General features: G+C 71.4%; 21 protein-coding genes and 2 riboswitches. Of the genes, 16 read left to right on the forward strand and 5 right to left on the reverse strand.

Features of this window, described 5'->3' with window-relative positions; translation table 11 throughout:
• The first annotated feature begins 41 nt into the window (after window positions 1–41).
• From C1I92_RS02510 to crcB (C1I92_RS02565), 12 genes are all read left to right on the forward strand, one after another.
• Complete coding sequence (locus C1I92_RS02510) at window positions 42–1,505, forward strand: MutS-related protein (RefSeq protein ID WP_199520882.1); 1,464 nt, start codon at window positions 42–44, stop codon at window positions 1,503–1,505.
• Complete coding sequence (locus C1I92_RS02515; protein ID WP_111253081.1) at window positions 1,502–3,007, forward strand: MutS-related protein; 1,506 nt, start codon at window positions 1,502–1,504, stop codon at window positions 3,005–3,007. The genes C1I92_RS02510 and C1I92_RS02515 overlap by 4 nt, the downstream gene beginning before the upstream one ends.
• On the forward strand, window positions 3,004–4,281 hold the full coding sequence (locus C1I92_RS02520) for an MFS transporter (RefSeq protein ID WP_111253082.1): 1,278 nt from the start codon (window positions 3,004–3,006) through the stop codon (window positions 4,279–4,281). The genes C1I92_RS02515 and C1I92_RS02520 overlap by 4 nt, the downstream gene beginning before the upstream one ends.
• Entirely contained in the window at window positions 4,278–5,993 is a 1,716-nt protein-coding gene (locus tag C1I92_RS02525; RefSeq protein WP_111253083.1) for a dynamin family protein, read from the forward strand. The genes C1I92_RS02520 and C1I92_RS02525 overlap by 4 nt, the downstream gene beginning before the upstream one ends.
• Window positions 5,990–6,328 carry a hypothetical protein gene (locus C1I92_RS02530; RefSeq protein WP_111253084.1) on the forward strand — a complete coding sequence of 113 codons (339 nt, stop codon included), beginning with the start codon at window positions 5,990–5,992 and terminating at the stop codon, window positions 6,326–6,328. The genes C1I92_RS02525 and C1I92_RS02530 overlap by 4 nt, the downstream gene beginning before the upstream one ends.
• Window positions 6,325–6,897: a phosphatase PAP2 family protein gene (locus C1I92_RS02535; RefSeq protein WP_111253085.1), complete on the forward strand. Its 573-nt coding sequence runs from the start codon at window positions 6,325–6,327 to the stop codon at window positions 6,895–6,897. The genes C1I92_RS02530 and C1I92_RS02535 overlap by 4 nt, the downstream gene beginning before the upstream one ends.
• A 116-nt stretch (window positions 6,898–7,013) precedes the next feature.
• The gene (locus C1I92_RS02540) at window positions 7,014–7,397 is read left to right on the forward strand and encodes a CrcB family protein (protein WP_146604993.1); all 384 of its coding nucleotides are present in this window, start codon (window positions 7,014–7,016) and stop codon (window positions 7,395–7,397) included.
• Between the two features lie 8 nt (window positions 7,398–7,405).
• Window positions 7,406–8,155: a phosphatase PAP2 family protein gene (locus tag C1I92_RS02545; RefSeq protein ID WP_146604994.1), complete on the forward strand. Its 750-nt coding sequence runs from the start codon at window positions 7,406–7,408 to the stop codon at window positions 8,153–8,155.
• Window positions 8,127–9,560, forward strand: a complete 1,434-nt coding sequence (locus tag C1I92_RS02550) for an RNA-guided endonuclease InsQ/TnpB family protein (protein WP_158563926.1) — start codon at window positions 8,127–8,129, stop codon at window positions 9,558–9,560. The genes C1I92_RS02545 and C1I92_RS02550 overlap by 29 nt, the downstream gene beginning before the upstream one ends.
• Before the next feature lie 170 nt (window positions 9,561–9,730).
• On the forward strand, window positions 9,731–10,222 hold the full coding sequence (gene crcB / locus C1I92_RS02555; protein WP_233506831.1) for a fluoride efflux transporter CrcB: 492 nt from the start codon (window positions 9,731–9,733) through the stop codon (window positions 10,220–10,222).
• A gap of 5 nt (window positions 10,223–10,227) precedes the next feature.
• Complete coding sequence (locus C1I92_RS02560) at window positions 10,228–10,569, forward strand: DUF190 domain-containing protein (RefSeq protein WP_111253088.1); 342 nt, start codon at window positions 10,228–10,230, stop codon at window positions 10,567–10,569.
• Window positions 10,566–10,934, forward strand: a complete 369-nt coding sequence (crcB, locus tag C1I92_RS02565) for a fluoride efflux transporter CrcB (RefSeq protein WP_111253089.1) — start codon at window positions 10,566–10,568, stop codon at window positions 10,932–10,934. Before C1I92_RS02560 ends, crcB (C1I92_RS02565) begins: the two co-directional genes overlap by 4 nt.
• 121 nt (window positions 10,935–11,055) lie before the next feature.
• Here crcB (C1I92_RS02565) and C1I92_RS02570 read toward each other — a convergent pair whose 3' ends face one another.
• Genes C1I92_RS02570 through C1I92_RS02580 form a run of 3 tightly spaced genes read right to left on the reverse strand, consistent with a single transcriptional unit; the run spans window position 11,056 to window position 12,481 of the window.
• On the reverse strand, window positions 11,056–11,487 hold the full coding sequence (locus tag C1I92_RS02570; protein WP_111253090.1) for a YkvA family protein: 432 nt from the start codon (window positions 11,485–11,487) through the stop codon (window positions 11,056–11,058).
• Window positions 11,484–12,086, reverse strand: coding sequence for a Chromate resistance protein ChrB (locus C1I92_RS35420; protein ID WP_111253091.1), 603 nt, complete (start codon window positions 12,084–12,086; stop codon window positions 11,484–11,486). Before C1I92_RS35420 ends, C1I92_RS02570 begins: the two co-directional genes overlap by 4 nt.
• 56 nt (window positions 12,087–12,142) lie before the next feature.
• The gene (locus tag C1I92_RS02580; RefSeq protein ID WP_199520884.1) at window positions 12,143–12,481 is read right to left on the reverse strand and encodes a DUF190 domain-containing protein; all 339 of its coding nucleotides are present in this window, start codon (window positions 12,479–12,481) and stop codon (window positions 12,143–12,145) included.
• Between the two features lie 30 nt (window positions 12,482–12,511).
• A riboswitch (Fluoride riboswitch) is annotated at window positions 12,512–12,590 on the reverse strand.
• 81 nt (window positions 12,591–12,671) lie between these two features.
• Window positions 12,672–12,737: riboswitch (Fluoride riboswitch) on the forward strand.
• A gap of 47 nt (window positions 12,738–12,784) precedes the next feature.
• Between C1I92_RS02580 and C1I92_RS02585 the strand changes: the two genes are divergently transcribed.
• On the forward strand, window positions 12,785–13,279 hold the full coding sequence (locus tag C1I92_RS02585; RefSeq protein WP_111253093.1) for an NUDIX hydrolase: 495 nt from the start codon (window positions 12,785–12,787) through the stop codon (window positions 13,277–13,279).
• Window positions 13,269–14,543 (forward strand): phosphopyruvate hydratase, encoded by a 1,275-nt coding sequence (gene eno / locus C1I92_RS02590; protein ID WP_111253094.1) that lies wholly within the window; start codon window positions 13,269–13,271, stop codon window positions 14,541–14,543. Before C1I92_RS02585 ends, eno begins: the two co-directional genes overlap by 11 nt.
• Before the next feature lie 724 nt (window positions 14,544–15,267).
• On the opposite strand, the gene C1I92_RS02595 is transcribed toward eno, so the two are convergent.
• A complete protein-coding gene (locus C1I92_RS02595; RefSeq protein WP_111253095.1) occupies window positions 15,268–16,110 on the reverse strand; it encodes a helix-turn-helix domain-containing GNAT family N-acetyltransferase in 843 nt (280 codons plus the stop codon).
• Between the two features lie 99 nt (window positions 16,111–16,209).
• On the opposite strand from C1I92_RS02595, the gene C1I92_RS02600 reads away from it, so the two are divergent.
• Window positions 16,210–17,532, forward strand: coding sequence for an FAD-dependent oxidoreductase (locus tag C1I92_RS02600; protein WP_111253096.1), 1,323 nt, complete (start codon window positions 16,210–16,212; stop codon window positions 17,530–17,532).
• 49 nt (window positions 17,533–17,581) lie between these two features.
• Here the strand turns inward: C1I92_RS02600 and C1I92_RS02605 are convergent, their stop codons facing one another.
• Window positions 17,582–19,198: an FAD-dependent monooxygenase gene (locus C1I92_RS02605; RefSeq protein WP_111253097.1), complete on the reverse strand. Its 1,617-nt coding sequence runs from the start codon at window positions 19,196–19,198 to the stop codon at window positions 17,582–17,584.
• Between the two features lie 270 nt (window positions 19,199–19,468).
• Here C1I92_RS02605 and C1I92_RS02610 point away from each other — a divergent pair, with 270 nt between their 5' ends.
• On the forward strand, window positions 19,469–21,502 hold the full coding sequence (locus C1I92_RS02610) for a PhoX family protein (protein WP_111253098.1): 2,034 nt from the start codon (window positions 19,469–19,471) through the stop codon (window positions 21,500–21,502).
• Window positions 21,503–21,589 lie beyond the last annotated feature (87 nt).

Consider the following 21,589-nt stretch of genomic DNA (forward strand, 5'->3'; position numbering starts at 1 on the left):
TGTTCCGACGGCCGCGTGCTAGTGCCCGCCGGGATGAGCCGGTGATCTTCGGCGACCTGAACCTTGATCAGGTAGTGGCGGCGGTCGCGGCTGGACGTGACGAGTACGACCTGCGGCCATTCTTCCATGAGCCGCTTCGGGATGTCGACGCCGTGGAGTATCGACATCGGGTTGTCCAGGACCTCGAGCGTGATGATGTGCGGTCGGTGGTGGATGAGTTCGCTGCATTGATGCAGCGCGTGCGCAGACATCTGCGGGCAGTGCAGGAGCGCAGTAGTGGGTACGAGCGGCAGCGCTACTTCCTCGACGCCGCGGACCTCTATTGCCAGGCCGTCACCGCCCTGTGGAGTGCACTCGCCCGGGTGGAGCTCGCGTCGGAGGGTTTGGCTGGCCTCCGGGAACATCTGGCCGGATATCTCGGCTCTGGCGCCATCCAGGCGTTGGCCCGCGATGCCGGTGACATGCTGGACGAGTTGGCGGCGGTTCGGTACTGCGTGCATGTCCGCGGTGCGAAGGTGACGGTCAGCCGCTACGAGGGTCAGGCCGACTACACGCCGGAGATCGTGAAGACGTTCGCGAGGTTCAGGCAGGGCGAGGTGGCGGACTATCGGGTGAGGCTCCGCTACTACCAGGACATCAACCACGTCGAGGAGTGGATCCTGGAGCGGGTGGCGCGGCTGTTCCCGGAGACGTTCACCGCGCTGGCGGACTTCTGCCGGCTCCATGTGGGGTTCGTCGACGAGACCGTGACCACCTTCGACCGCGAGGTGCAGTTCTACCTGGCGTATCTGACGTATATGCGTCGGTTCACCGATGCGGGGTTGTCGTTCTGCTGTCCGGAGGTCTCGGCGACGTCGAAGCGGCTGCGGGTGAGCGGCGCGTTCGATCTGGCGTTGGCGACCAAGCTGGCCGGGTCCGGATCGGAGGTGGTGTGCAACGACATCGACCTGTCCGATGCGGAGCGGGTTGTCGTAGTCACCGGCCCGAATCAGGGCGGCAAGACGACGTTCGCCCGGATGTTCGGGCAGCTCCACTATCTGGCCGCGCTCGGCCTGCCCGTTCCGGCCCGTTCGGCTCGGTTGTTCCTCCCGGATCGGGTGTTCACGCATTTCGAGCGGGAGGAGAGCCTGGACACGCTGCACGGCAAGCTGGAGGACGAGCTGGTGCGCATCCACGACGTCCTGGACCACGCGACCGGCGACAGCGTCATCGTGATGAACGAGACCTTCACCTCGACCACGCTGCAGGACGCGCTCGTCCTCGGCACTCAGATCCTGAGCCGGATCGTCGATCGGGACTGCCTGGCGGTGTATGTGACGTTCGTCGACGAGCTGTCATTGCTGAGCGAAGCCACGGTGAGCATGGTCGGCATGGTCGTGCCCGATGATCCGGCGCGGCGGACGTTCGAGGTGGTGCGCCGTGCCGCGGACGGCCGCGCGTACGCGATGGCGCTGGCGGAGAAGTACGGCCTGACCTACGAGGCGTTGCGGAGGCGAGTGGGATGAAGGTGTTCCTGCTGCACCCTGATCGAGAGGTCGAAGCGCAGGAGCCGCCGCCGCAGGCGGATGCCCTCGTCGCCGATCTGGATGTGGACACGCTGATCGGGGCGATGGCCGGCGGCGATCGCTACCTGTGGGACGTCGCGAAGCAGACGCTGCTGGCCAGCCTCACCGGCCCCGACACGATCACCTACCGGCAGCGGGTCCTGGCCGACTGCCTTGACCACCCGGGCGTGGTGCGGAAGCTGTATGACGTCGCGGTCGAGGCGATCGAGGCCCGGCGCAAGGTCTTCTACGTCACCCGGCACGACACACCCGAACGCGTCGTCAGCCGCTCGGTGCAGATGCTCACCGCGCTGATGGGCAGCGTCCGCCGGCTCAGGGCGCTCGCCGACGATCATGCCACGGCGTTCAGGTCCGAGGGGTTCACCGGGCTGTTCGCCAGGATCGCCGATGAGCTCGACGACGACTACCTCGCCGCAGCCGGCGAGCACCTGGCCGAGCTGGATTTCCGCCGGGGAACCCTGTTCAGCGGGGAACTCGGGCGAGGCAACCGCGGTGTTTCCTACGTGTTGCACCGGCTGCCGCGGCGGCGCTGGTTCGACGTCGTGTCCGGCCGAGGCGGTCCGCGGTACTCGTTCCAGATCCCCGACCGCGACGAGGCCGGGTTCCAGGCTTTGGGTGAGATCCGCAGCAAGGGTCTCAACGAGGCCGCCAACGCGATCGGGCAGGACGCGGACCACGTGGTGAGCTTCTTCACGGTGTTGCGCTTCGAGCTCGCGTTCTACCTGGGTTGCGTCAACCTGCGCGACCAGCTCGCCGCCCATGGGGAACCCGTGTGTTTCCCCACCCCCGTGCGCCAAGGCGAGGACGCTTTCACCACCCGCGGCCTCTACGACGTCTGCCTCGCCCTGCGCACCGATGGCGTGGTGGGCAACGACGTGGACGCCGACGGCTCGACCCTGGTCATGGTCACCGGCGCCAACCAGGGCGGGAAGTCCACCTTCCTGCGCAGCGTCGGCCTAGCGCAGCTGATGATGCAGTGCGGCCTGTTCGTCGCCGCGACCCAACTGCGAGCCACGGTCGCACAGGGCGTGTTCACGCACTTCAAACGGGAGGAAGACGCCACCATGACGCACGGGAAGTTCGACGAGGAGCTCGCCCGGATGAGCGACATCGCCGACCAGATCACCCCCGGCGCGCTGCTGCTGTGCAACGAGTCGTTCGGCTCCACGAACGAGCGGGAGGGCTCGCAGATCGCCCGCGACGTCATCGACGCCATGACCGGCAACGACATCAGGGTCGTGTTCGTCACCCACCTGTTCGACCTCGCCCACGGCCTGCACGAGCACCGGGCGCCGACGACGGTGTTCCTGCGCGCAGAACGCCGCCCGGACGAGACGCGCACGTTCCGTGTCGTCCCGGGCGAGCCGCTGCCGACCAGCTACGGCGAGGACTCCTATCGGCGCATCTTCGGGACCGATGCGGCGACGGCTGTGAGCGCATGACCGACGACGCTCCGGCCGCGGACTGGCCCGCCGCTGCCGGCGACCGGGAGGCCGACAACCGGTCGTGGCTGACCCCGGGTGTCGGCGGGGTGGGGGCGGCGAGTTTCTTCTCTGACGCCGGGCACGAGGTGACCACGTCGGTGCTGCCCAGCTTCCTGACCTCGACCCTGGGCGGCTCTGCGGCCACGCTCGGCGTGATCGAGGGGGTCAGCGACGCGCTGTCGGGGGTGATGAAGCTGATCGGCGGGCCGCTGGCCAACGACCCGGCGACCCGGGGCCGGATCGCCTCCGGCGGGTACCTGGGCACCGCGATCGCGACCGGCGCGATCGGCGCGGCCACGACGGTGTGGCAGGCAGGGGCGTTGCGGGCGTTCGCGTGGGTGTCGCGGGGGCTGCGCTCGCCGGCCCGGGACAGCCTGCTGGCCACGCTCGCACCCCGGTCGGCCTTCGGGCGGGCGTTCGGGCTGGAGCGGGCCGGGGACAATCTCGGCGCGGTGGCAGGTCCGTTGCTGGCGTCGGTGCTGGTGGCGTGGGTGGGGATCCGGTGGACGATGTATCTGGCGGCGATCCCGGGCCTGTTCGCCGCCGGCGCGATCATCGTGACCGTGCGCGAGGCGCGCCGCCGCCCGGCACCGGCGTCGACGGGCCCGGCGCGGCGGCGGTTCGAGTTCGCGGCGCTGCGCCGGGCCGGGATGGGGCGGGCGCTTGTGCCGGTGGCCGCGTTCGAGCTGGGCAACATCGCCACCACCTTGTTGATCCTGCGCGCCACGGACCTGCTCACCGACAACGGCCGGTCGGTCACCGCGGCCACGTCGCTGGCGGTGCTGTTGTATGCCGGGCACAACCTGGTGGCCGCGGCCGCCGCACTGCTGGGGGGCCGGTGGCTGGACCGCGCCGGCCCGCGGGTGGTGTTCACGACGGCGGCCGCACTTTACGCGGTCGCGTATGCCGGTTTCGCCGCACCGGTGCATGCGCCGCTGCTGCTGCTCGCCGTGTTCGCGCTGGCGGGTGCGGGGATCGGGTTGGCCGAGACCGCGGAGTCAGCGATGGTGGCCCGGATGCTGCCGGACCATCTGCGCGGCAGCGGCTTCGGCGTCCTCGGAGGAATCCAGGCCGGCGGCGACCTGCTCGCCTCTGCCGTCGTCGGGATCCTGTACGTGGCGGTGTCCCCGGCGGCGGCGTTCGGGTACGCAGCGGCGTGGATGCTGCTCACGTTGGTCGTGCTGCCGTTCACGACGCCACGCACGGGCGACACCCAGGGGGAGGGGTCGTGACCGTCCAGCCTCTGCACGCCGATGTCGTGGCGTCGGCGGCGCTCGAGGTGGCGGCGCTGCTGCCGCCGGAGCGGGCCAGCGCGCTTACCGACGCCGTGTCCCGGATGCGCACCGGCAGGGTGCGCGTCCTCCTACTCGGGGAGGCGAAGCGCGGCAAGAGCACCCTGGTGAACGCCCTGTTCGGCCGAGACCTCCTCCCGACCGGTGTGCTCCCGGTGACCTCCGTTCCGACCGTCGTCGAGGCCGGGGCCGAGGTGTCGGCGAGCGCGCGCTTCCTGGACGGGCGCTCACACGAGATCGCCCTGCAGGACGTCGCGGGCCTGGTCAGCGAGGCCGGCAACCCGGGCAACCGCCGCGGCGTCGACCTCGTGCGCATCGTGGCCCCGTCGCCCTATCTTCCGGATGGCACTCAGGTGGTGGACACCCCCGGCACCGGGTCGATCCACCGTGCGAACACCGCCGAGGCCGAACGGGCACGCGCCACCGTCGACCTCGCCGTGCTCGTGCTCGCCGCGGATCCGCCGGTGTCGGCCGCCGAGGTCGGCCTGGCCGCGGACGTGATGGCGACCGCGTCCCATGCCGCCGTCGTGGTGAACAAGATCGACCTGGTCCGGCCGGACGAGGTCGACCGGATCGTGACGTTCACCCGGGACGCGCTGGCCGGTGCCGTCGCGGAGGCGCCGATCTTCGCGATGTCGGCCCGCCACGCGCTCGCCGGCACCGGGTGGCGCCGCTTCACCGCCCGGCTGGCGACCCAGATCGACATCCACGGCAGGACCGACGTCGTGGCCTCCACGGCGCGGGCCGCCGCGCGGGAGGCCCGCATGGTCCTGGACATGCTGAGGATCCAGCAGGAGCTGCTGCGCCGGCCCACCACGACCGCGGCGACCACCATCGACCGCCTGGACCAGCTGCTGGCTACCGCCCGCCACCAGGCCACGAGCGCGGGAGATCACCTGCGCGGCGAAGCGCGGCGGCTGCGGTCCGCGCTCGACACCAGCCACGAGCAGCAGGTCGCCGTGGCACTCTCCGATGCCCGCAGGTTGCTGGACACCCGGTGGGCCGGCACGACGTCACCACCGGAACGGCAAGCAGAGCTGACCCGCCAGGCGATCCAGGCCGCGGTGGCCGGCCACGCCCACGCGTGGTTCACCCAGACGGCCACCGAGATGGACACCACCATGCGGATGGCGGCCGGCGCCGTGCTCGGGCAGCTCGCGGCCGATCTGCGGCAGGCGCGCGCGGCGGTCGCGGAGGTCCTCGATGTCGAGCTGGCCGAGATCGGTGAGACCCCGAGCGCGCAGCTGCCTGATCCGCCGTCATTCGCCCTGACCACTGGGACCAGTTGGCGCGAGCTCATCACCAGCTCGTTGGCCGACCGGCTGCCGGCACGGCTGCGCCGCCGGCGACGGCGGCGGCAGCTTCACGCGTGGGCGAGCAGCGCCGTCCCCGCACCGTTCGGGCGCGCCCGCGCCGGCCTGCAGATATGGCTGGACACCGCGACCGCGGAACTCGACCGGTCCCTGGCCACGGCCGCACGGCACCATCTGTCCGGGCTGGAACAGGCACTCGCCGCCGCCCGCATCCAGCACGAGCGCACCGCGGCCGGCAACGCCGGCCTCCTGGACGAGATCGCCGCCCGGCTGCGGGTCGTCAGCGCCGCGATGGCCGACCTCGACGGCGCTGATCGCCGTGGGAGGCAGAAGCCGTGACCAGCGCCGAGTTCCGGCCCGTCGCCGCGCCGGCCACTCTCGGCCGGCTCTGGTGGCTCCCGTCCCACGGGTACGGCAACGGCCTTGACGATCACGCGTGGGCGCCTGTCCTCGACGTCGACGCACGTGTCGCGATGATCCTCCTCGACGCCTTCCGTGCCGCTGGCGTGCCCGCCTACACCGCGTCGCTCACGCCTCACACACACGCGTCCAGGGACGGCTGGGCGACCTACCGGATCTGGGTGGGCAGCAGCGCCTACGGCCGGGCGGAGGACACCCTGCTGGCCGTCATGCCCGGCCTGATCCACCGGTTCGGGCCGGAGATCGTGCGATGAACCCGGTAGCGCGCTGGGATCGGCAGGTCGTCGAGACGGTCCGGCGCCGCCGCACGCCGCCCGTCGTCGCGTCCGCTCGGCTGGTGAGCGCGATGGCGGAGCCGCGGATCGCGTACCCGGTCGTGGCGGGCGCCGGGCTGTGGGCGTCTGGGCGTCGGCGGGCGCTGGGCGACGTGGCCGGCGGTGCGGCCGCGCTGGCCACCGTCGTCGCCGGGATGGTGGTCCGGCGCGCGGCGTGCGGGCAGATCGCCCGCACCCGGCCACCGCGGGACGCGTGGCTGGTGCGCCCGGACGGGCACAGCCTGCCGTCGCGGCACACCACCATGGCCGCGCTCACGGCTGGCGTGTGCGTCGATCTGCTCACGACGGACGCCGGCACACGCCGGGCGGTGCCGCTGCTAGTCGCGGCGACGGTAGGAGCGAGCCGGGTGGTGCTCGGCGTGCACTGGCCCAGCGACGTGCTGGCCGGGTGGCTGTTCGCGCAGGTCTGGCTGCGGCTGACCCGGCCGGTCCGGGTGGCGTCTCACCGATCTCGGATCCTGGTACGGGCACGCGCCGGGATGGGGTAGCATCTGGCGCAGCCTTCGGGCGCCGGCGGTGGGGCTCGCCGGACCCAACCGCGGACCGTCCGCCAACAGTCCCTACCTGACAGTCGATGCTGTCTCGGGTAGGGAGTGTGTGGATCGTGACGAGCCTGGCGATGATGGCCGGTGCGGCTCTCGGCGTGTTGGTCCGGCTGCTGCTCGACCGCCCCCGCCGACCCGAGGCCGACACCGACCGGCATCAGCGGCGGTCCCTGACCGTCGGGCTGGCCGGCGCGCTCCTGCTGGGCGGGCTGACCGGTGCGGCGATGATCCGCCCGTCGGCCGAGGCGTCGATGACCCCGCTCGCCGCCGGCCTGACCGGCGCGTTGACGACGTACTGCTTGTTCACCAGCGCCCTGGTCGCCCGGTTCGTCCGGGTCCACAGCCGTGTCGGCCCCGGTACTGCGGTGTTGGAGGTGGTGGCCAGTCTGGCCGCGGCCACCTGCGGTGTCCTGGCCGGTCTCGCCCTGGCCCGGCTGGCGTGACGGCGCGTATGAACCGCACCACCGCCGCCGGCGGATCGGAGCCGGCGTTGACGCGCCGCACCGTCCCGCCCGCCGCGTGGACGCGGCTGGCTGCAGCGCTGGCGCTGGTGGCGTCGACGGTGATCGCGGGGTGGCTGGTGCAGGCCGATCGTTTTACCGACGCCAACGTCGGGGCCAGTTCACGTGTCGCCGACTATCGCACGCCGGTCCTGACGAGCGTGGCGCGGGCGGCGACGAACCTCGCCGAGCCGGTCGGGGTGGTGGCCGCTGCGCTGATCGTCGTGCTGTTCGTCGTGCCGCGGCGCCGGCGGCTGGATGGGTGGGCGGCGCTGGCGTTGCTGGTGGGTTCGGCGGCGGCCACGATGGTGATCAAGTACGCCGTGGCGGAACCGCGTCCGCCGGCGCGGTTGTGGGCGATGGCGCCGGACAGCCGGTTCAGCTTCCCCAGCGGGCACACCACGATCGCCGCGGCCGTCGCGGTCACGGCGATCTTCCTCGCCAACCGGTCGGCGTCGCGGTGGACTGTGGCGGGTGCCGTCGTCGCCGCGGTGTTCGCGCTGCTGGTGGCGGGGTCGCGGGTCTATCTGGGCGTGCACTACCTGACCGATGTCCTGGCGAGCATGGCCGCGGTCGCCGCGAGCGCGGTGGCGGTGTCCGGCGCCTGGGCGTTGCTGCACGCTCGCGCCGAGCGGGAAGGGGGTGGGCGCGGTGCCGGTGGAGATTCAGACCGTGACGCAGGCGTACACGTTCGCCCTTGACCCCACGCCGCAGCAGCGGCGGGCGTTCGTCTCCCATGCCGGTGCCGCCCGGTATGCCTACAACTGGGGCCTGGCCCGCACCGCCGGCGCGCTGGACGCGCGCGCGGCGGAGGTCGCCGCGGGCGGCGAGCCGGTCACGTCGCTGCCGTCGCATTTCGAGTTGTGCAAGGCGTGGACGGTGTTCAAGAACGACCCGGCCAACGAGCTGGGCTGGGTGGGGCAGAACTTCGCCGGCACCTACCAGGCCGCGCTGCGTGACGCCGCCGGCGCGTGGCGGAACTTCTTCGCATCGCGCAACGGGCAGCACAAGGGCCGGCGGGTGGGTCGGCCGCGGTTCAGGTCGAAGCGGCGGACCCGGCTGGCGTTCCAGGTGCACGGCGATGGGTTCAGGGTCCGCGACGCCCACCACGTCCAGCTGCCGAAGATCGGTGCGGTCAAGACGCACGAGTCGACCCGCAAGGTGCTGCGCCGGCTCACGGCCGGGACGGCGCGGCTGGTCCGCGGCACCGTCACCCGTGACGCCGGCGGACGGTGGCACGTCGCGCTCACCGTGCAGGTCCAGCGTCCTGTCCGTACTACGCCGTCCGCGCGACAGCTCGCTGGCGGCACCGTCGGCGTCGACCTCGGCGTGCGCGACCTCATGACTCTCTCCGACGGGACGGTCGTGCCGAACCCGCGGCCGCTGGGCGCGGCCGCTCGGAAGCTGGCCCGGGCCGGCCGGGCGCACGCGCGGACCCAGCCGGGATCGCGGCGACGAGCGAAGGCCAAGGCCAGGCTCGGCAAGATGCACGCCAGGATCGGCAACCTGCGGCTGGACGCCTCGCACCAGGCCACCACCCGGCTGGTCCACGGCTACCAGCGGATCGTGGTCGAGGGCTGGAACGCCCAGCAACTCGCCCGCTCGCGGCGGGATGTTCCGCGCCGGGTGCGCCGCGACCGCAACCGGAGGCTGGCCGACGCCGCCCTCGGCCGGCTGCGAACGCAGCTGCGGACCAAGGCGGCCTGGTACGGATCGGCCGTGCAGATCGTCGATGCCCACGCCCCGACCGGGAGGACCTGCTCGGTGTGCGGTGCGGTGAGAACCACACCGATACCGCCACGTCAGGAGCTGTTCACCTGCCCGGCCGGGCATCAGCTGGACCGGCGCGTCAACACCGCGCGCCTGCTCGTCGTCGCCTCGAGTGCCGAGGAGACGGTAAACGCCCGTGGACCAGGCGTCAGCCCCGAGGCCGCCGGGCAGCCCGGAACGAAGCGGGAAGCCCGCACTCGACCCGACCCGTCCCCAGGGGTCGAGGTAGGACGGGCAGCCCGGACCCGTAAGGGCCTGGCACCCCCACCCGGGGATGACGGGATGTCGCCGAAACCCACCCCGACATCGAGCGCCGAACCCGACGCGGCGCTGTGAACCCCCTCACACCGGGAAGCCCGGCGACCAGGCCGGGCGTTGCGATTGACGATCGATGCGGCGGTGGGGCCCGCCGCTTCGCAACGGCGCGAACAACCGCGGCGCCTCGCCGCCAACGGTCCCTACTCGACCACCCCGACCGTATCGTTGGGTCCGAGTAGGAGGCACCCGTGAGCCACGACGTCGACGTTGCCAACGCCATCGACCCCGACCTCGACCTGCGCGTGCGGCCGTGGCGACACGAACTCGTCCGCTCCCACGGCGCCGTCCTCGCCGTCATCAGCATCGGCGGCGGCCTGGGCGCGGCCGCCCGCTACGCCCTCACCCTGGCCTGGCCACTGCAGCCCGGGCAGTTCCCCTGGGCCACCTTCGTCACCAATGTGGCCGGCTGCTTCCTCATCGGCGTGCTCATGGTCGCCATCATCGAGGTGTGGCGGGCGCACCGGCTGATACGGCCCTTCCTCGGCGTCGGCGTCCTCGGCGGGTTCACCACCTTCTCCACCTACGCCGTCGAGACCCTCGACCTGCTGCAACCGGGCAGCGTCCTGCTCGCCGCCACCTACCTGGCCGGCACCGTCATCGGCGCCCTGATCGCCGTCGTCCTCGGGGTCTGGGCCACCCGTGCGGCCACCCGGCGCACCGCTTCCCGGGAAAGGACGTGACCCGCATGGAACTGTCCGGCCCCGCCGTCCGCGCGTCGATCTTCATCGGCGAGGACGACACCTGGCACCACCAGCCGCTCTACCACGAGATCGTCAAACGAGCCCGGGCAGCAGGCCTGGCCGGCGCCACCGTGCTGCGCGGCAGCGAGGGTTTCGGCACCTCGTCGATGATCCACACGACCCGCATCCTCGACCTCACCGAGGACCTGCCCATCGTCGTGCTGCTCATCGACACCGCCGAGGCCATCCAGGCGTTCCTGCCCGAACTGGACGAGCTGATCACCGAGGGCACTGTCGTCCTCGACGACGTGCAGGTGCTGCGCTACGAGGGGAGACCACGGCCATGACCTTCGCGCTCGTGGTCGCCGGCGCCATGGTCGGCGCCCCCGTCCGGTACCTGACCGACCGGGTCGTGCAGACCCGCCACGACAGCCTGTTCCCGTGGGGCACCTTCACCGCCAACCTCGCCGGCTGCCTCATCCTCGGCGGCCTCGCCGGCGCCGAAGCGGCGCTGCCGGCGTCCATGTACGCGCTGCTCGGCATCGGGTTCTGCGGCGCCCTCACCACCTACTCCACCTTCAGCTACGAAACCTTCCGCCTCGCCGAAACCCGGGCACTTTTCTACGCCGCCATGAACGTCACCGTCAGCGTCATCGCCGGTCTCGGCGCCGCCCTGCTCGGCTACACCATCCTCCAAGCACTCACCCCGTGAACAAGCACCAGCCACCCCCCTGAGCTGTGACGCACGCAGCTGAAGATGCCCGGGTGCGATGCGCGGTCTGGCCGCTGGCGACGTCGGCGGGCACCCGCGGTACGCCAGCCTTCCTTGACAGCTACGTCGGGTCGTCGACGGGTGTGGTGATCCCGGCCAGGCGGGTTAGGGCCGTGAAACCGTCGTCGCTGCCTGGCCAGTGGGCGCGGACGGCATCCAGCCCGGCTCGGCGGACGACCGAGCGGAGGACAACGGTGACGATGATGGCGTCGTCGGCGTACCCGAGGACCGGGATGAAGTCCGGAATGAGATCGATCGGGATGGCGAGGTAGACCAGCAAGAGGCCGAGTCGAATGCGGATCCCGCGAGGCAGAGTCTTGTCCGAAGCCAGGTTGCGGATCAGGCGCAGGACGTCGGGCAGGATGCGCACCGCCTCGCGTAGCAGCCCGCCTCGTGGTCGAAGGATGACGAGCGCGATAATCAGGGCCAGCCAGGCGAGCAGCAGTGCGGCGCCCAGGCCGATCACGAGATCCCACCAGAACGAGCCGGTCATGACTCCTGCACCGTCCGCAAACGGGACCGCCCGCGCGCAGCGGCCAGCGGTCCGGGCGTTTCGGCGTTGAGTGCGGCCTCCTCGAAGGCGGCCAGGTCGGCGGCCGCCTCCTCCACGGCGCCACGAGCGACGTCACCACCAGACGCCCCGAAGTAGTCCCGGGTGGCGATCTTGGACAGCCAGGCTCGGAAGCGTTCCAGGTCGGCCTCGGACTCTTCGACCTCGGCATAGGTGGCCCGGCCGCGGGCGCGTTCGTCGGCCAGTTCCCGTCGCAGCGACGGGAGCCGTTCCAGAACCTCGGCGTACTCGGCGTCGCGAGCGGCGTTGAACTCGGCGATCACGGCCTGCTCCTCCGCCTCGTCGGTGAACGCCATGGACAGGATCCGGATGCTTCCGGACTGGTGGCGGACGCGGTCGGCCAGGCGCCGTACCTCGCGAGCCACTTCCGGGCGTGCCGGCAACAAGCACGTCGACTGCTGCAGGTACAGCGCCCCGAGCGAGCGCAGCTTGCGCCAGACCTGGACTCGTAACGTCCCGGGTGCACCAGCCGTGGAGGCGCTCACCACCAGCCAACGCCGGTCAGCTGAATCAATCGTCACGTTCAGATGTTACATCCGTAACGAGTTCCTGGACACCTGCGGTCGCCCCGGCGCATTCAGTGCCGGTGAACGGCGTAGTGGATGGTGTCGACCTCGTCCAGCGCGACCAAGCCAGAAAGGTTCAGCTCGTCCAGCTGCGGCAGGAACGCGCGGACCCGTTCCGGTGCGTCGACGATGAGGATCAGCAGCGGCAGGTCCTCGCTCAATCGGAACAGGTGCGTGGTGTGGATCCGCGAGGTGGCGCCGTAGCCCTCGACGCCCCGGAGCACGCTCGCGCCGGCTAGGCCGGCCTTGTGGGCGCGGTGCACGATCTCGGTGTAGAGCGGCTTGTGGTGCCACCGATCGCTCTCACCGACGAAGATCGACAGCCGCAGTGAGCGTCCCTGCTCCTTCACGGTTCCTCCCGGACACGGTCCGCTGCCGTGCACAGAGTAGGAGCCATCAGCCTCACGAGGAGGCGGTTCGGGCCGAGTGACCCCGGCGGGATCCATCACCGATCTTCAGTACAGCGCTATCGGCCGTCCGCGGTCAAGGGCAACCCACCTGCATGGGAGGCTTGCGAGTGGTCGGCCATCGGCGGAGACTGAGAGAACAGGCGATGAGGCTCGCCTTCGACCGCGGAGCATTTCCGCTGATGGCCTCTACCGCACCACCGTCGAGCGCTCAGGCGCGCAGACGATTCGGTAGAGGAGGTCACCATGGCCGATCACGCCACCACCGTGGACCTGCGCTGTTCCGCGGTCCTGTTCCGCGAGCAGGCGGTCCTACTCGTCCACCGCGGCTACGACAGCGGCTCCGACTGGGTTCTGCCCGGTGGCACACCGCTTCCTGGCGAGAGCATGATCGCGTGCGCCCGCCGGGAGGTCCGTGAAGAGACCGGGCTGTCCGTCGACCCTGTCGGCGTTGCGTTCGTTCTGGAGGCCGCTGAACCCGGCGGCACCATGCGCACCGTCGACCTCGTCTTCCTGGTCACCGAAGCCCCGCCGGTCGAGCCACCTCGGCGGTTGGAGCCCGCTCTGGACCCCCGGTTCACCGCGCTGGACCGGCTACACGAGCTAGATTTGAGGCCTCCACTGGCCGGTTATCTCCGCGGACTGCACGACCGTGGCGCCGACCCATCCGGGATCTACCTCGGGAACCTCTGGCGGCCCACCCGTCGCCCGGCCGGTGCTGGAGCCCGCAGTGGCGCATGAGATCACCGAAGTGAGGGCGATGGAGATCCTCGACTCACGTGGCCGCCCCACCCTCGAGGTCACCGTCGGCCTGCGCGACGGCAGCATTGACGTGGCCGGCGTGCCGTCCGGCGCCTCCACCGGCCGCCGCGAGGCCGTCGAACGCCGCGACGGCGACCCCGCCCGCTACGACGGCCAAGGCGTGCAGGGCGCTGTCGAGGCCGTCAACGGAGAGATCGCCGACCTGCTGCGCGGCCGGACCTGGACCGGCCTCCCAAACGTCGACACGGCGCTGATCGACCTCGACGGCACCGCGAACAAGTCCAGGCTCGGCGCCAACGCCATCGTCGGTGTGTCGATGGCTTGCGCCCGCGCGCTCGCCGCCGCCTCCGGCCGCGAGCTGTGGCGATGGCTCACCCCCGCCGGCGTGCAACCGCGCCTGCCGGTGCCGTCGTTCAACGTCATCAACGGCGGCGTGCATGCACCCAACCCGCTGGACTTCCAGGAATTCATGATCACCCCCATCGGTGCACCCTCCATGGCCGAAGCGGTGCGCGCCGGCGCCCAGGTCTACGCGGCGCTGCGGCGGCTCCTGCACAGCCTGCACGAGGTCACCGGACTGGGCGACGAAGGCGGCTTCGCCCCGCAGATCCGCGAGCCGGAAGACGCCCTCCGATTCCTGGTCACCGCCATCGAGAACGGCGGCTACCGCGCCGGCGCCGACGGCGTGATGATCGCGCTGGACCCGGCCGCCTCAGAGTTCCACCACGACGGGCGCTACCGAGTCGCCGGAGCCCATCTGAGCTCGTCGGAGCTGATCGACCGGTACACCGAGATGCTCGCGTTCTTCCCGATCTGGAGCATCGAGGACGGCCTCGCAGAAGACGACTGGGACGGCTGGGCCTACCTGACCGCGCGGCTCGGCGACCAGGTCCAACTCGTCGGCGACGACATCTTCGTCACCAACACCGCCATCATCGCCGACGCGATCGACCAGCGCATCGGCAACGCCGCGCTCATCAAGGTCAACCAGATCGGCACCGTCACGGAAGCCCTCCACGCCATCGACACCTGCCGCCAGGCCGGCTACGCCCAGATGGTCTCCCACCGCTCCGGCGAAACCACCGACACCTTCATCGCCGACCTCGCCGTCGGCTCCGGCTGCGGACAACTCAAGACCGGAGCACCCGCCCGCGGCGAACGAATCGCCAAATACAACCGACTCCTGCGCATCGCCGCCGAGCACCCCGAGCTCGCCTATGGACCATGCAGCGTGGAAGCGTAACGGCACGGGCGCGACAGCGATCCTGACGGTGCGCCGCAGAGGGCGCGCAGCTCGCCACTCGTCCGAAACGTTACCCGGCCAACACCGACGACCGCGCACCGCAGCAGCAGCATGACACCGACGGTAGCGCCACCACGCGAACGGCACCGGAGCTAGAGCTGATACTGCTCGATGAGCACGAGCTGCCCGCTCCCGGCGGTTGCCCATGTTTGTGTGCCCCCGGCGGGGCGCGAACCTGCAAGTGAGAGCTGAGATGGCCCGCCAACGCCGGCGCACAGGCAACTGACGGGTAGGAGAAGCGCAACCGTGCGTACAGCGTCGTGGCACCTGACCACGGCCGACGAATGAGTTCCGCGTGGTGTCCTAGAGCCCAGCCCAGGTCCGGGTAGACCTCCGATCGGTTGCGCGCAGTGCTACACCAAGATCATGGGAGATCTGTGGGATGATCTTGGTGGCCAGGCCGGGTCATAGTGCGTGAGGCCGGGTGAGCCGAGGTCATGAACTGGGGGAGTGCGGATCGGGCAAGGTGCTGAGCGTCGGGTTTCCTTGTTCACGCCGAAGAGGTCACTGGTTCGATCCCAGTATCGCCCACCCAGGTCATCTCGTTTCGATCACCTCCTTTCACCCGCCGATCCCGTTGAGTGGATGGCCTCGAGCGTCAGCGCGGTGTCCTTGAGCTCTGGGATGATCTAGAAACTCTCATCCGCGGCCAGCGTTCCGGGACTCAGGCCGCGCGGCGCCGTTCGAGGAGGACGGTGTCGTGCCAGGTGCCGTCGCGCTGGGCGATCTTCTCGCGGATGCCGACGGTGCGGTAGCCGGCTTGGTGGTGCAGGGAGAGACTGGCGCGGTTCTCGGTGAAGATCGACGTCTGGAGGGTCCAGATGTCGTCCTCGTCGGCCGAGGTGACCTGCTGGCGCAGCAGGGCTTTGCCGACGCCGCGGCCGCGGAAGGCGGCGTCGACGTAGACGGAGGTCTCGCCGACGCCGCGGTAGGCGTCGCGGCCGGAGGCGGGGGAGACGGCGGTCCAGCCGACGACGGTGCCGTCGATCTCGGCGACCCAGCGGTGGCCGGGCAGCCACTTCGCCGCGAGGCGGGTGCTCGGTGGTACCGAGGTCTCGAAGGTGGCGATGCCGGTGTCGATGCCCTCGCGGTAGATCCGGCGCACGTCGGCCCAGTCGTCGTCGGCGAGGGCCCGGATGGTGACGTCGGCGGGGATGTCGTCGGGGCAGCACGGCCGGGACGCGGTGGTGAGGCCCATGACGACGTCGGCCATGTGGGGCAGGCCGGTGCAGCAGGCCTCGTTGACGGTGACGCGGGTGCTGGTGCCGACCTTGGAGACGTGCACGAAGCGCGCGTCGGTGAGCTTGCGCACGTGGTGCGATGCGGTGGACTGGCTGATGCCCAGGAGGTCGGTGAGCTCGCCGACGGTCATGCCGCCGTTCGAGGTGGCGACGGCGTGCAGCAGCCGGACCCGGGTGGGGTCGGAGAGGGCGGCGAAGCACTCGGCGTAGTCCGCCGCCGCCTCGGTGGGGAGCAGCACCTGCGGACGGGTCGCGAGTGTCGTCATGACCGGAGTCTATCGACGAACCTCGATGGTTGCCATCATCGATGCCGGTCGATAGAGTCGGCCGCAACGATCGATGAAGTTCGATGAAGGAGTCCTGTCATGGCGTACCCCGTGGTGGTCGTCGGTGCCGGCCCGGTCGGCCTGGCGGCCGCGGCCGAGCTGGTCGAGCGCGAGATCGAGGTCCTGGTGCTCGAGCGCGGCGCGAGTGCGGGTGCCGGCGTCTCGGAATGGGGGCACATCCGGCTGTTCTCGCAGTGGCCGGAACTGGTGGCGCCCGCCGCTCGACGCCTGCTCGAGGCGCGCGGCTGGGATGGCCCGGCCGGTGACGGCTACCCGACCGGCGCCGAGTGGGTGCGCGACTACCTGGCGCCGCTCGCGGAGACGCTGGGGGAGCGGGTCCGCTCTGGTGCGGAGGTCGTCGGTGTCGCCCGCCGTGGCCGGGACCGGGTCGTGGACGAGGGTCGCGACACCGAGCCGCTCGCCGTCCACGTCCGCTACGCCGACGGCCACGAGGAGCGCGTCCTCGCACGCGGGCTGGTCGACGCGTCGGGCACCTGGGTCGCCCCGAACCCGCTGGGCGGCGACGGGCTGCCGGCGCTGGGCGAGGCGAACGCCGTCGAGGCGGGCCGGCTGAGCTACCGCGGACCGGACCTGTCCGACCCCGTCGTGCGGGAACGGTTCGCCGGCCGGCACGTCGTCGTCGCCGGCAGCGGACACTCCGCCCTCACCGCGCTGGTGTCCCTGGCCGAGAGCGCCACTGTCACCTGGGTGCTGCGCCGCGGTGCCGTCGGCGACACCTTCGGCGGCGGCGACGCCGATGAGCTTCCGGCCCGCGGCCGGCTCGGCCAGCGCGCCCGGCACGCGGTCGAGGCCGGCCGGGTCCGCGTCGTCACCGGCTTCCGTACCGAGGCCGTCGAGGTCCAGCCCGACAGCCGGGTCGCCCTGGTGTCCGACGCGGGCCGGCGCATCGACGACGTCGACCAGGTCATTGCCCTGACCGGCCTGCGTCCGGATCTCGGCTGGTTGTCCGAGCTGCGGCTCGAACTCGACCCGACCCTGCAGGCACCGGTGAAGCTCGCGCCCGTGATCGACCCGAACGTCCACTCGTGCGGCAGCGTCTCGCCGCACGGCGTCCGCGAGCTCGCGCACCCCGAGCCCGGCGTGTACCTGGCGGGGATGAAGAGCTACGGCCGGGCGCCGACGTTCCTGGCCATGACCGGTTACGAGCAGGTCCGCAGCATCGCGGCCGCCTTCGCCGGCGACCATGCCGCCGCCGAGCGGGTCGAGCTGGTGCTGCCCGAGTCCGGCGTCTGCGGCGGATCCGGCGGCTACGGCGGCGACGACGCCAGCGGCGGCTGCTGCGGCACGGCGGCCGGCCCGGAGCTGATCACGCTCGGAGCGCTCGTTCGTAGCTCGAACTGACCGTCCTCGCTGAGATCGGCCGCCGTCCACGGGACGGCGGCCGATCGCGCTATGCGTCACGCATCCAGCGATGGAGGTAGGCGCGGACGCCACTGAGGTCCGCCTCGCCGCGACGGGCGAGGTGGCCGTCGGGGCGGACGAGGAGGTGTGCGGCGGTGTTGCCGGTGCCGAGGAGCCGGCTTGCTCTGCCGGTGGGGTCGAACAGGATGTCCGGGCCGTCGTTGCGGCCGAGCCGGTGAATCGTGAGCAGGCCGGGGTAGCGGGCTGCGAGGTCGGCACCGGCCGACGCCGGCCATTGATCCGACGGGCCGCACAGCAGTAGGTGGAAGCCGGGAGTGGCGAGCTCGGCGTGGAGTGTGGTGGGCCGGCCGTCGCGGCTAAGGGGCGCGTCGGGCAGCCGGTCGCCGGGGCGCAGGCCCCGGCCGAGGCGGCGGGTGCCGTGGGCCGAGAGCGGGCTGTGGCGGTAGTGGATGGCGAGCTGGGCGAGGGTGCGGAATCCGTAGCCGCGGATGCGCCGGAACCGGGTGGCCAGCGGCGCAACGGCGGGGACGATGCGGGTTCGGGCGGTGCGGATCAGCGGGTTCGCGGACGTGGCGATGGTGAAGGCGCGGTCGGTGAAGCGCAGCACGCGGCGTCCGACCGGTGCGCGTTCGGGCTCGTAGGTGTCCAGCAGCGCCGGGGAACCGCGGCCCGTGGCGACGAGGCCGAGTTTCCAGCCGAGGTTGACGGCGTCCTGGATGCCGGTGTTCATGCCTTGCGCGCCGGCGGGGCTGTGGATGTGGGCGGCGTCGCCGGCCAGGAAGACCCGTCCGGAGCGGTACCGGGTGGCGCCGCGGTTGGCGATCCGGAAGTCGGTGGCCCAGAGCGGGTCGTGCAGCCGCACCGGCGACGTGGTGGCAGCGTCGACGAGCGCTTGGAGTTCCGAGAGCGTGACGGCACCACGTTCCGGCGCCGGCGCATCCGGCGGGCGCATGGTGAGTATGCGCCAGGACACCGGGGTGGCGAGCGGGAAGAAGAACAGGATGCCGCGGCCGCCGACGAACGCGTGGGCGGCGCCGGGCTCGATGCCGTCGGCTTCGAGGTCGGCGAGCACGAAGGTCTGCGGGTAGGCGAGGCCCTCGAAGCCGATGCCTGTCAGCGTGCGGACGGCGCTGTGCGCGCCGTCGCAGCCCACGACATACCGTGCGGTGACGACCTCGGCCGCCACGCCGGCGGACCGGAGCCGGCAGCTGACGCCGTCGCCGTGCTGCTCCATACCGACCAGCTCGACGCCGCGCTCGGGCCGGATGTCGTGCTGGGCGAGGTGGTCGACGAGGATGCGCTCGGTCTCGGCCTGGGAGAGGAACAGCAGGTACGGGTAGGCGGTGTCGTCGAGGCCGATGTCGAACAGCGGCATCGACACCGTGCGGCGGCCGGCGTGCAGTCGCAGCCGGACGGTGCGATTCCCGTGCGCGACGAGCTGGCCGGTCACGCCGAGCCCGGCCAGCACCTCCAGCGTCCGCGGCTGGATCGCCAGCGCCCGCGACTCGTGCACCCGGTCGAGCGCGGCGTCGACGACCCGGAACCGCACCCCGTACCGCCGCAGCGTGGCGGCAAGCGCCAGCCCGGTCGGCCCCGCCCCGACGACGAGCACGTCCAGCACCTCGCCGTCACCGGAAGCGGTCATGGCGGCACCATGCCACCTCGGGCGACGGCGGGGAAGGCATCCGGCGGAGTCGCGCCGGACGCGTTTGCGGTGCGTTCACGTGATGGTCGGAAGGGCGTCACCGGACAACACATAGATAACGGTCTATATGTTGCTAGCGTCCCTCCAGGGTCGTGTGGCCCCGTTCCTCGAACGCTGTGCCTTGGTCCTGGAAGGAGCCCCTTCGTGTCGCTCGCTCGTGAAGGCCGCCGGTCGTTGCCGGTGCTTGATGGTCACTCCGGTCGCAACGCGATGACGTGCCTGTTCCGGTGCGGGAACGCCTGCGCGCACCCGGCGCCCAACTCGTCTGAAAACGAGTACTTCGGCGACATGCTGCAGGCGGAGGTGTCCCGCCGAGGCATCGTCCGCGCCGCCGCCGTCGGTGCCCTCGTGATCGGCGCCGGTAGTGCTGTCGCCGGCGCGGCCCCGGCCTACGCCACCGGCCGTCCGTCGCCGGCTCCGGCTCCGGGTGGCGGGAAGGGCGCTCTGACGTTCAAGCCGATCCCGCCGAACCGCCTCGACGCGCTGATCGTCCCCAACGGCTACGACTGGTCGGTCGTCGCCAAGTGGGGCGACCCGATCCTGCCGGGCGCGCCGGAGTTCGACATCGACAGTCAGTCCGTCCGGGCCCAGGAGGGCCAGTTCGGCTACAACAACGACTGGCTCGTCGTGCTGCCGCTGGACCGGCAGCGCAACCGCGCGCTGCTGGTGGTGAACCACGAGTACACCAACGAGATCCTGATGTTCCGCGACTACGTCGACGGCGCACCGACCCGGGACCAGGTCCGGATCGCGCTCGCTGCTCACGGCCTGAGCGTCGTCGAGCTGGAGCGGCAGGGGAGCACCGGCGAGTGGGCCGTGATCGACCGCGGCCGCCGTCCGTACAACCGGCGGATCACCGGCACGACGCCGATGCGGTTCACCGGCCCGGCGGCCGGGTCGTCGCTACTTCGCACCGCGGCCGACCGCAAGGGCACGACGGTGCTCGGCTGCCTGAACAACTGCGCCGGCGGCATCACTCCGTGGGGGACCGTGCTGTCCGGCGAGGAGAACTTCAACCAGTACTTCGTCGGCGGCGACGGCGTCCCGGCGGACGACAAGCCGGCGCTGGCCCGGTACGGCATCAGCACGACGACGCGGTACCCGTCGGGGAGCCGGCGCTGGGAGACCGCGGAGGAGCGCTTCGACCTGGCGAAGCACCCGCACGAGGCCAACCGGTTCGGCTGGGTCGTCGAGGTCGACCCGTACGACCCGAAGTCGACGCCGCGCAAGCACACCGCGCTCGGCCGGTTCAAGCACGAGGGCGCCACCAGCGTCGTCGCGCCGGACAGCCGGGTCGCCCTGTACATGGGCGACGACGAGCGGTTCGACTACATGTACAAGTTCGTCACCGAGAAGAAGCTGCGCCGGGGCAACTCCCGCTCCGACCGCGAGCACAACATGAGCCTGCTCGAGTCCGGCACACTCTTCGTGGCGAAGCTCGCGTTCAGCAGCGCGTCCGAGATCGATGGCTCCGGCCGACTCCCCGCCGACGGCGCCTTCAACGGCACCGGCCGGTGGATCCCGCTTGCCCGAGGCGGCCAGTCCCTGGTGGACGGGATGAGCATCGACGAGGTCCTCGTCCACACCCGCCTCGCCGCCGACCGCGTCGGCGCGACCAAGATGGACCGGCCCGAGGACATCGAGCCCAACCCGCGCACCGGCAAGATCTACGTCGCGCTGACGAACAACACCAACCGCGGCGGCACCAACCCGGCCGACGAGGCCAATCCGCGCAACGCCAACAAGCACGGCCACATCCTCGAGATCACCGAGGACGGCGGGAACCACGCGGGGGAGACGTTCACCTGGACGCTGCCGATCGTCTGCGGCGACCCGAACGACCCGTCGACCTACTTCGCCGGCTACGACAAGTCGAAGGTCTCGCCGATCTCCTGCCCGGACAACCTCGACTTCGACGCGCACGGCAACCTGTGGATCTCGACCGACGGCAACGCGCTGACCGACCACACCGGCGCCACGTTCAACGACGGGCTGTTCGCCGTTCCGCTGGAGGGGCCGGAACGCGGACACGTGAAGCAGTTCCTGTCGGTCCCGATCGGCGCCGAGCAGGCCTCGGCCTACGTGCTGGACGACAACCGCAGCGTCGTCGTCTCGGTCCAGCACCCCGGCGAGATCACCGGCGCCACCGTCGACAACCCGGCGAGCACCTGGCCGGACGGCGACTTCGCCCGCCCGGGAGTCGCGATCGCGTGGCGCCTGGACGGCCGCGAGATCGGCGCCTGAACCGACCCGAAGCTGCCGGCCGGCCCGCCGGATTTGGGAGTCCCCGGGCCGGCCGGTCACCTCTTGGCGAATGCTGTCGCTGCGCTC

The sequence above is a fragment of the Jiangella anatolica genome, from assembly GCF_003236295.1.
Classification (GTDB): Bacteria; Actinomycetota; Actinomycetes; order Jiangellales; family Jiangellaceae; genus Jiangella; species Jiangella anatolica.

Excerpts from the sequence above, each read along its gene's own strand:
- C1I92_RS02585 (WP_111253093.1), top strand. The coding sequence starts at position 12,785 with ATGGCCGATCACGCCACCACCGTGGACCTGCGCTGTTCCGCGGTCCTG.
- crcB (WP_111253089.1), top strand. The coding sequence starts at position 10,566 with ATGACCTTCGCGCTCGTGGTCGCCGGCGCCATGGTCGGCGCCCCCGTC.
- C1I92_RS02610 (WP_111253098.1), top strand. The coding sequence starts at position 19,469 with ATGACGTGCCTGTTCCGGTGCGGGAACGCCTGCGCGCACCCGGCGCCC.
- C1I92_RS02560 (WP_111253088.1), top strand. The coding sequence starts at position 10,228 with ATGGAACTGTCCGGCCCCGCCGTCCGCGCGTCGATCTTCATCGGCGAG.
- C1I92_RS02605 (WP_111253097.1), bottom strand. The coding sequence starts at position 19,198 with ATGACCGCTTCCGGTGACGGCGAGGTGCTGGACGTGCTCGTCGTCGGG.
- C1I92_RS02600 (WP_111253096.1), top strand. The coding sequence starts at position 16,210 with ATGGCGTACCCCGTGGTGGTCGTCGGTGCCGGCCCGGTCGGCCTGGCG.
- C1I92_RS02520 (WP_111253082.1), top strand. The coding sequence starts at position 3,004 with ATGACCGACGACGCTCCGGCCGCGGACTGGCCCGCCGCTGCCGGCGAC.
- C1I92_RS02595 (WP_111253095.1), bottom strand. The coding sequence starts at position 16,110 with ATGACGACACTCGCGACCCGTCCGCAGGTGCTGCTCCCCACCGAGGCG.
- C1I92_RS02515 (WP_111253081.1), top strand. The coding sequence starts at position 1,502 with ATGAAGGTGTTCCTGCTGCACCCTGATCGAGAGGTCGAAGCGCAGGAG.
- C1I92_RS02535 (WP_111253085.1), top strand. The coding sequence starts at position 6,325 with ATGAACCCGGTAGCGCGCTGGGATCGGCAGGTCGTCGAGACGGTCCGG.
- C1I92_RS02570 (WP_111253090.1), bottom strand. The coding sequence starts at position 11,487 with ATGACCGGCTCGTTCTGGTGGGATCTCGTGATCGGCCTGGGCGCCGCA.
- C1I92_RS02545 (WP_146604994.1), top strand. The coding sequence starts at position 7,406 with ATGAACCGCACCACCGCCGCCGGCGGATCGGAGCCGGCGTTGACGCGC.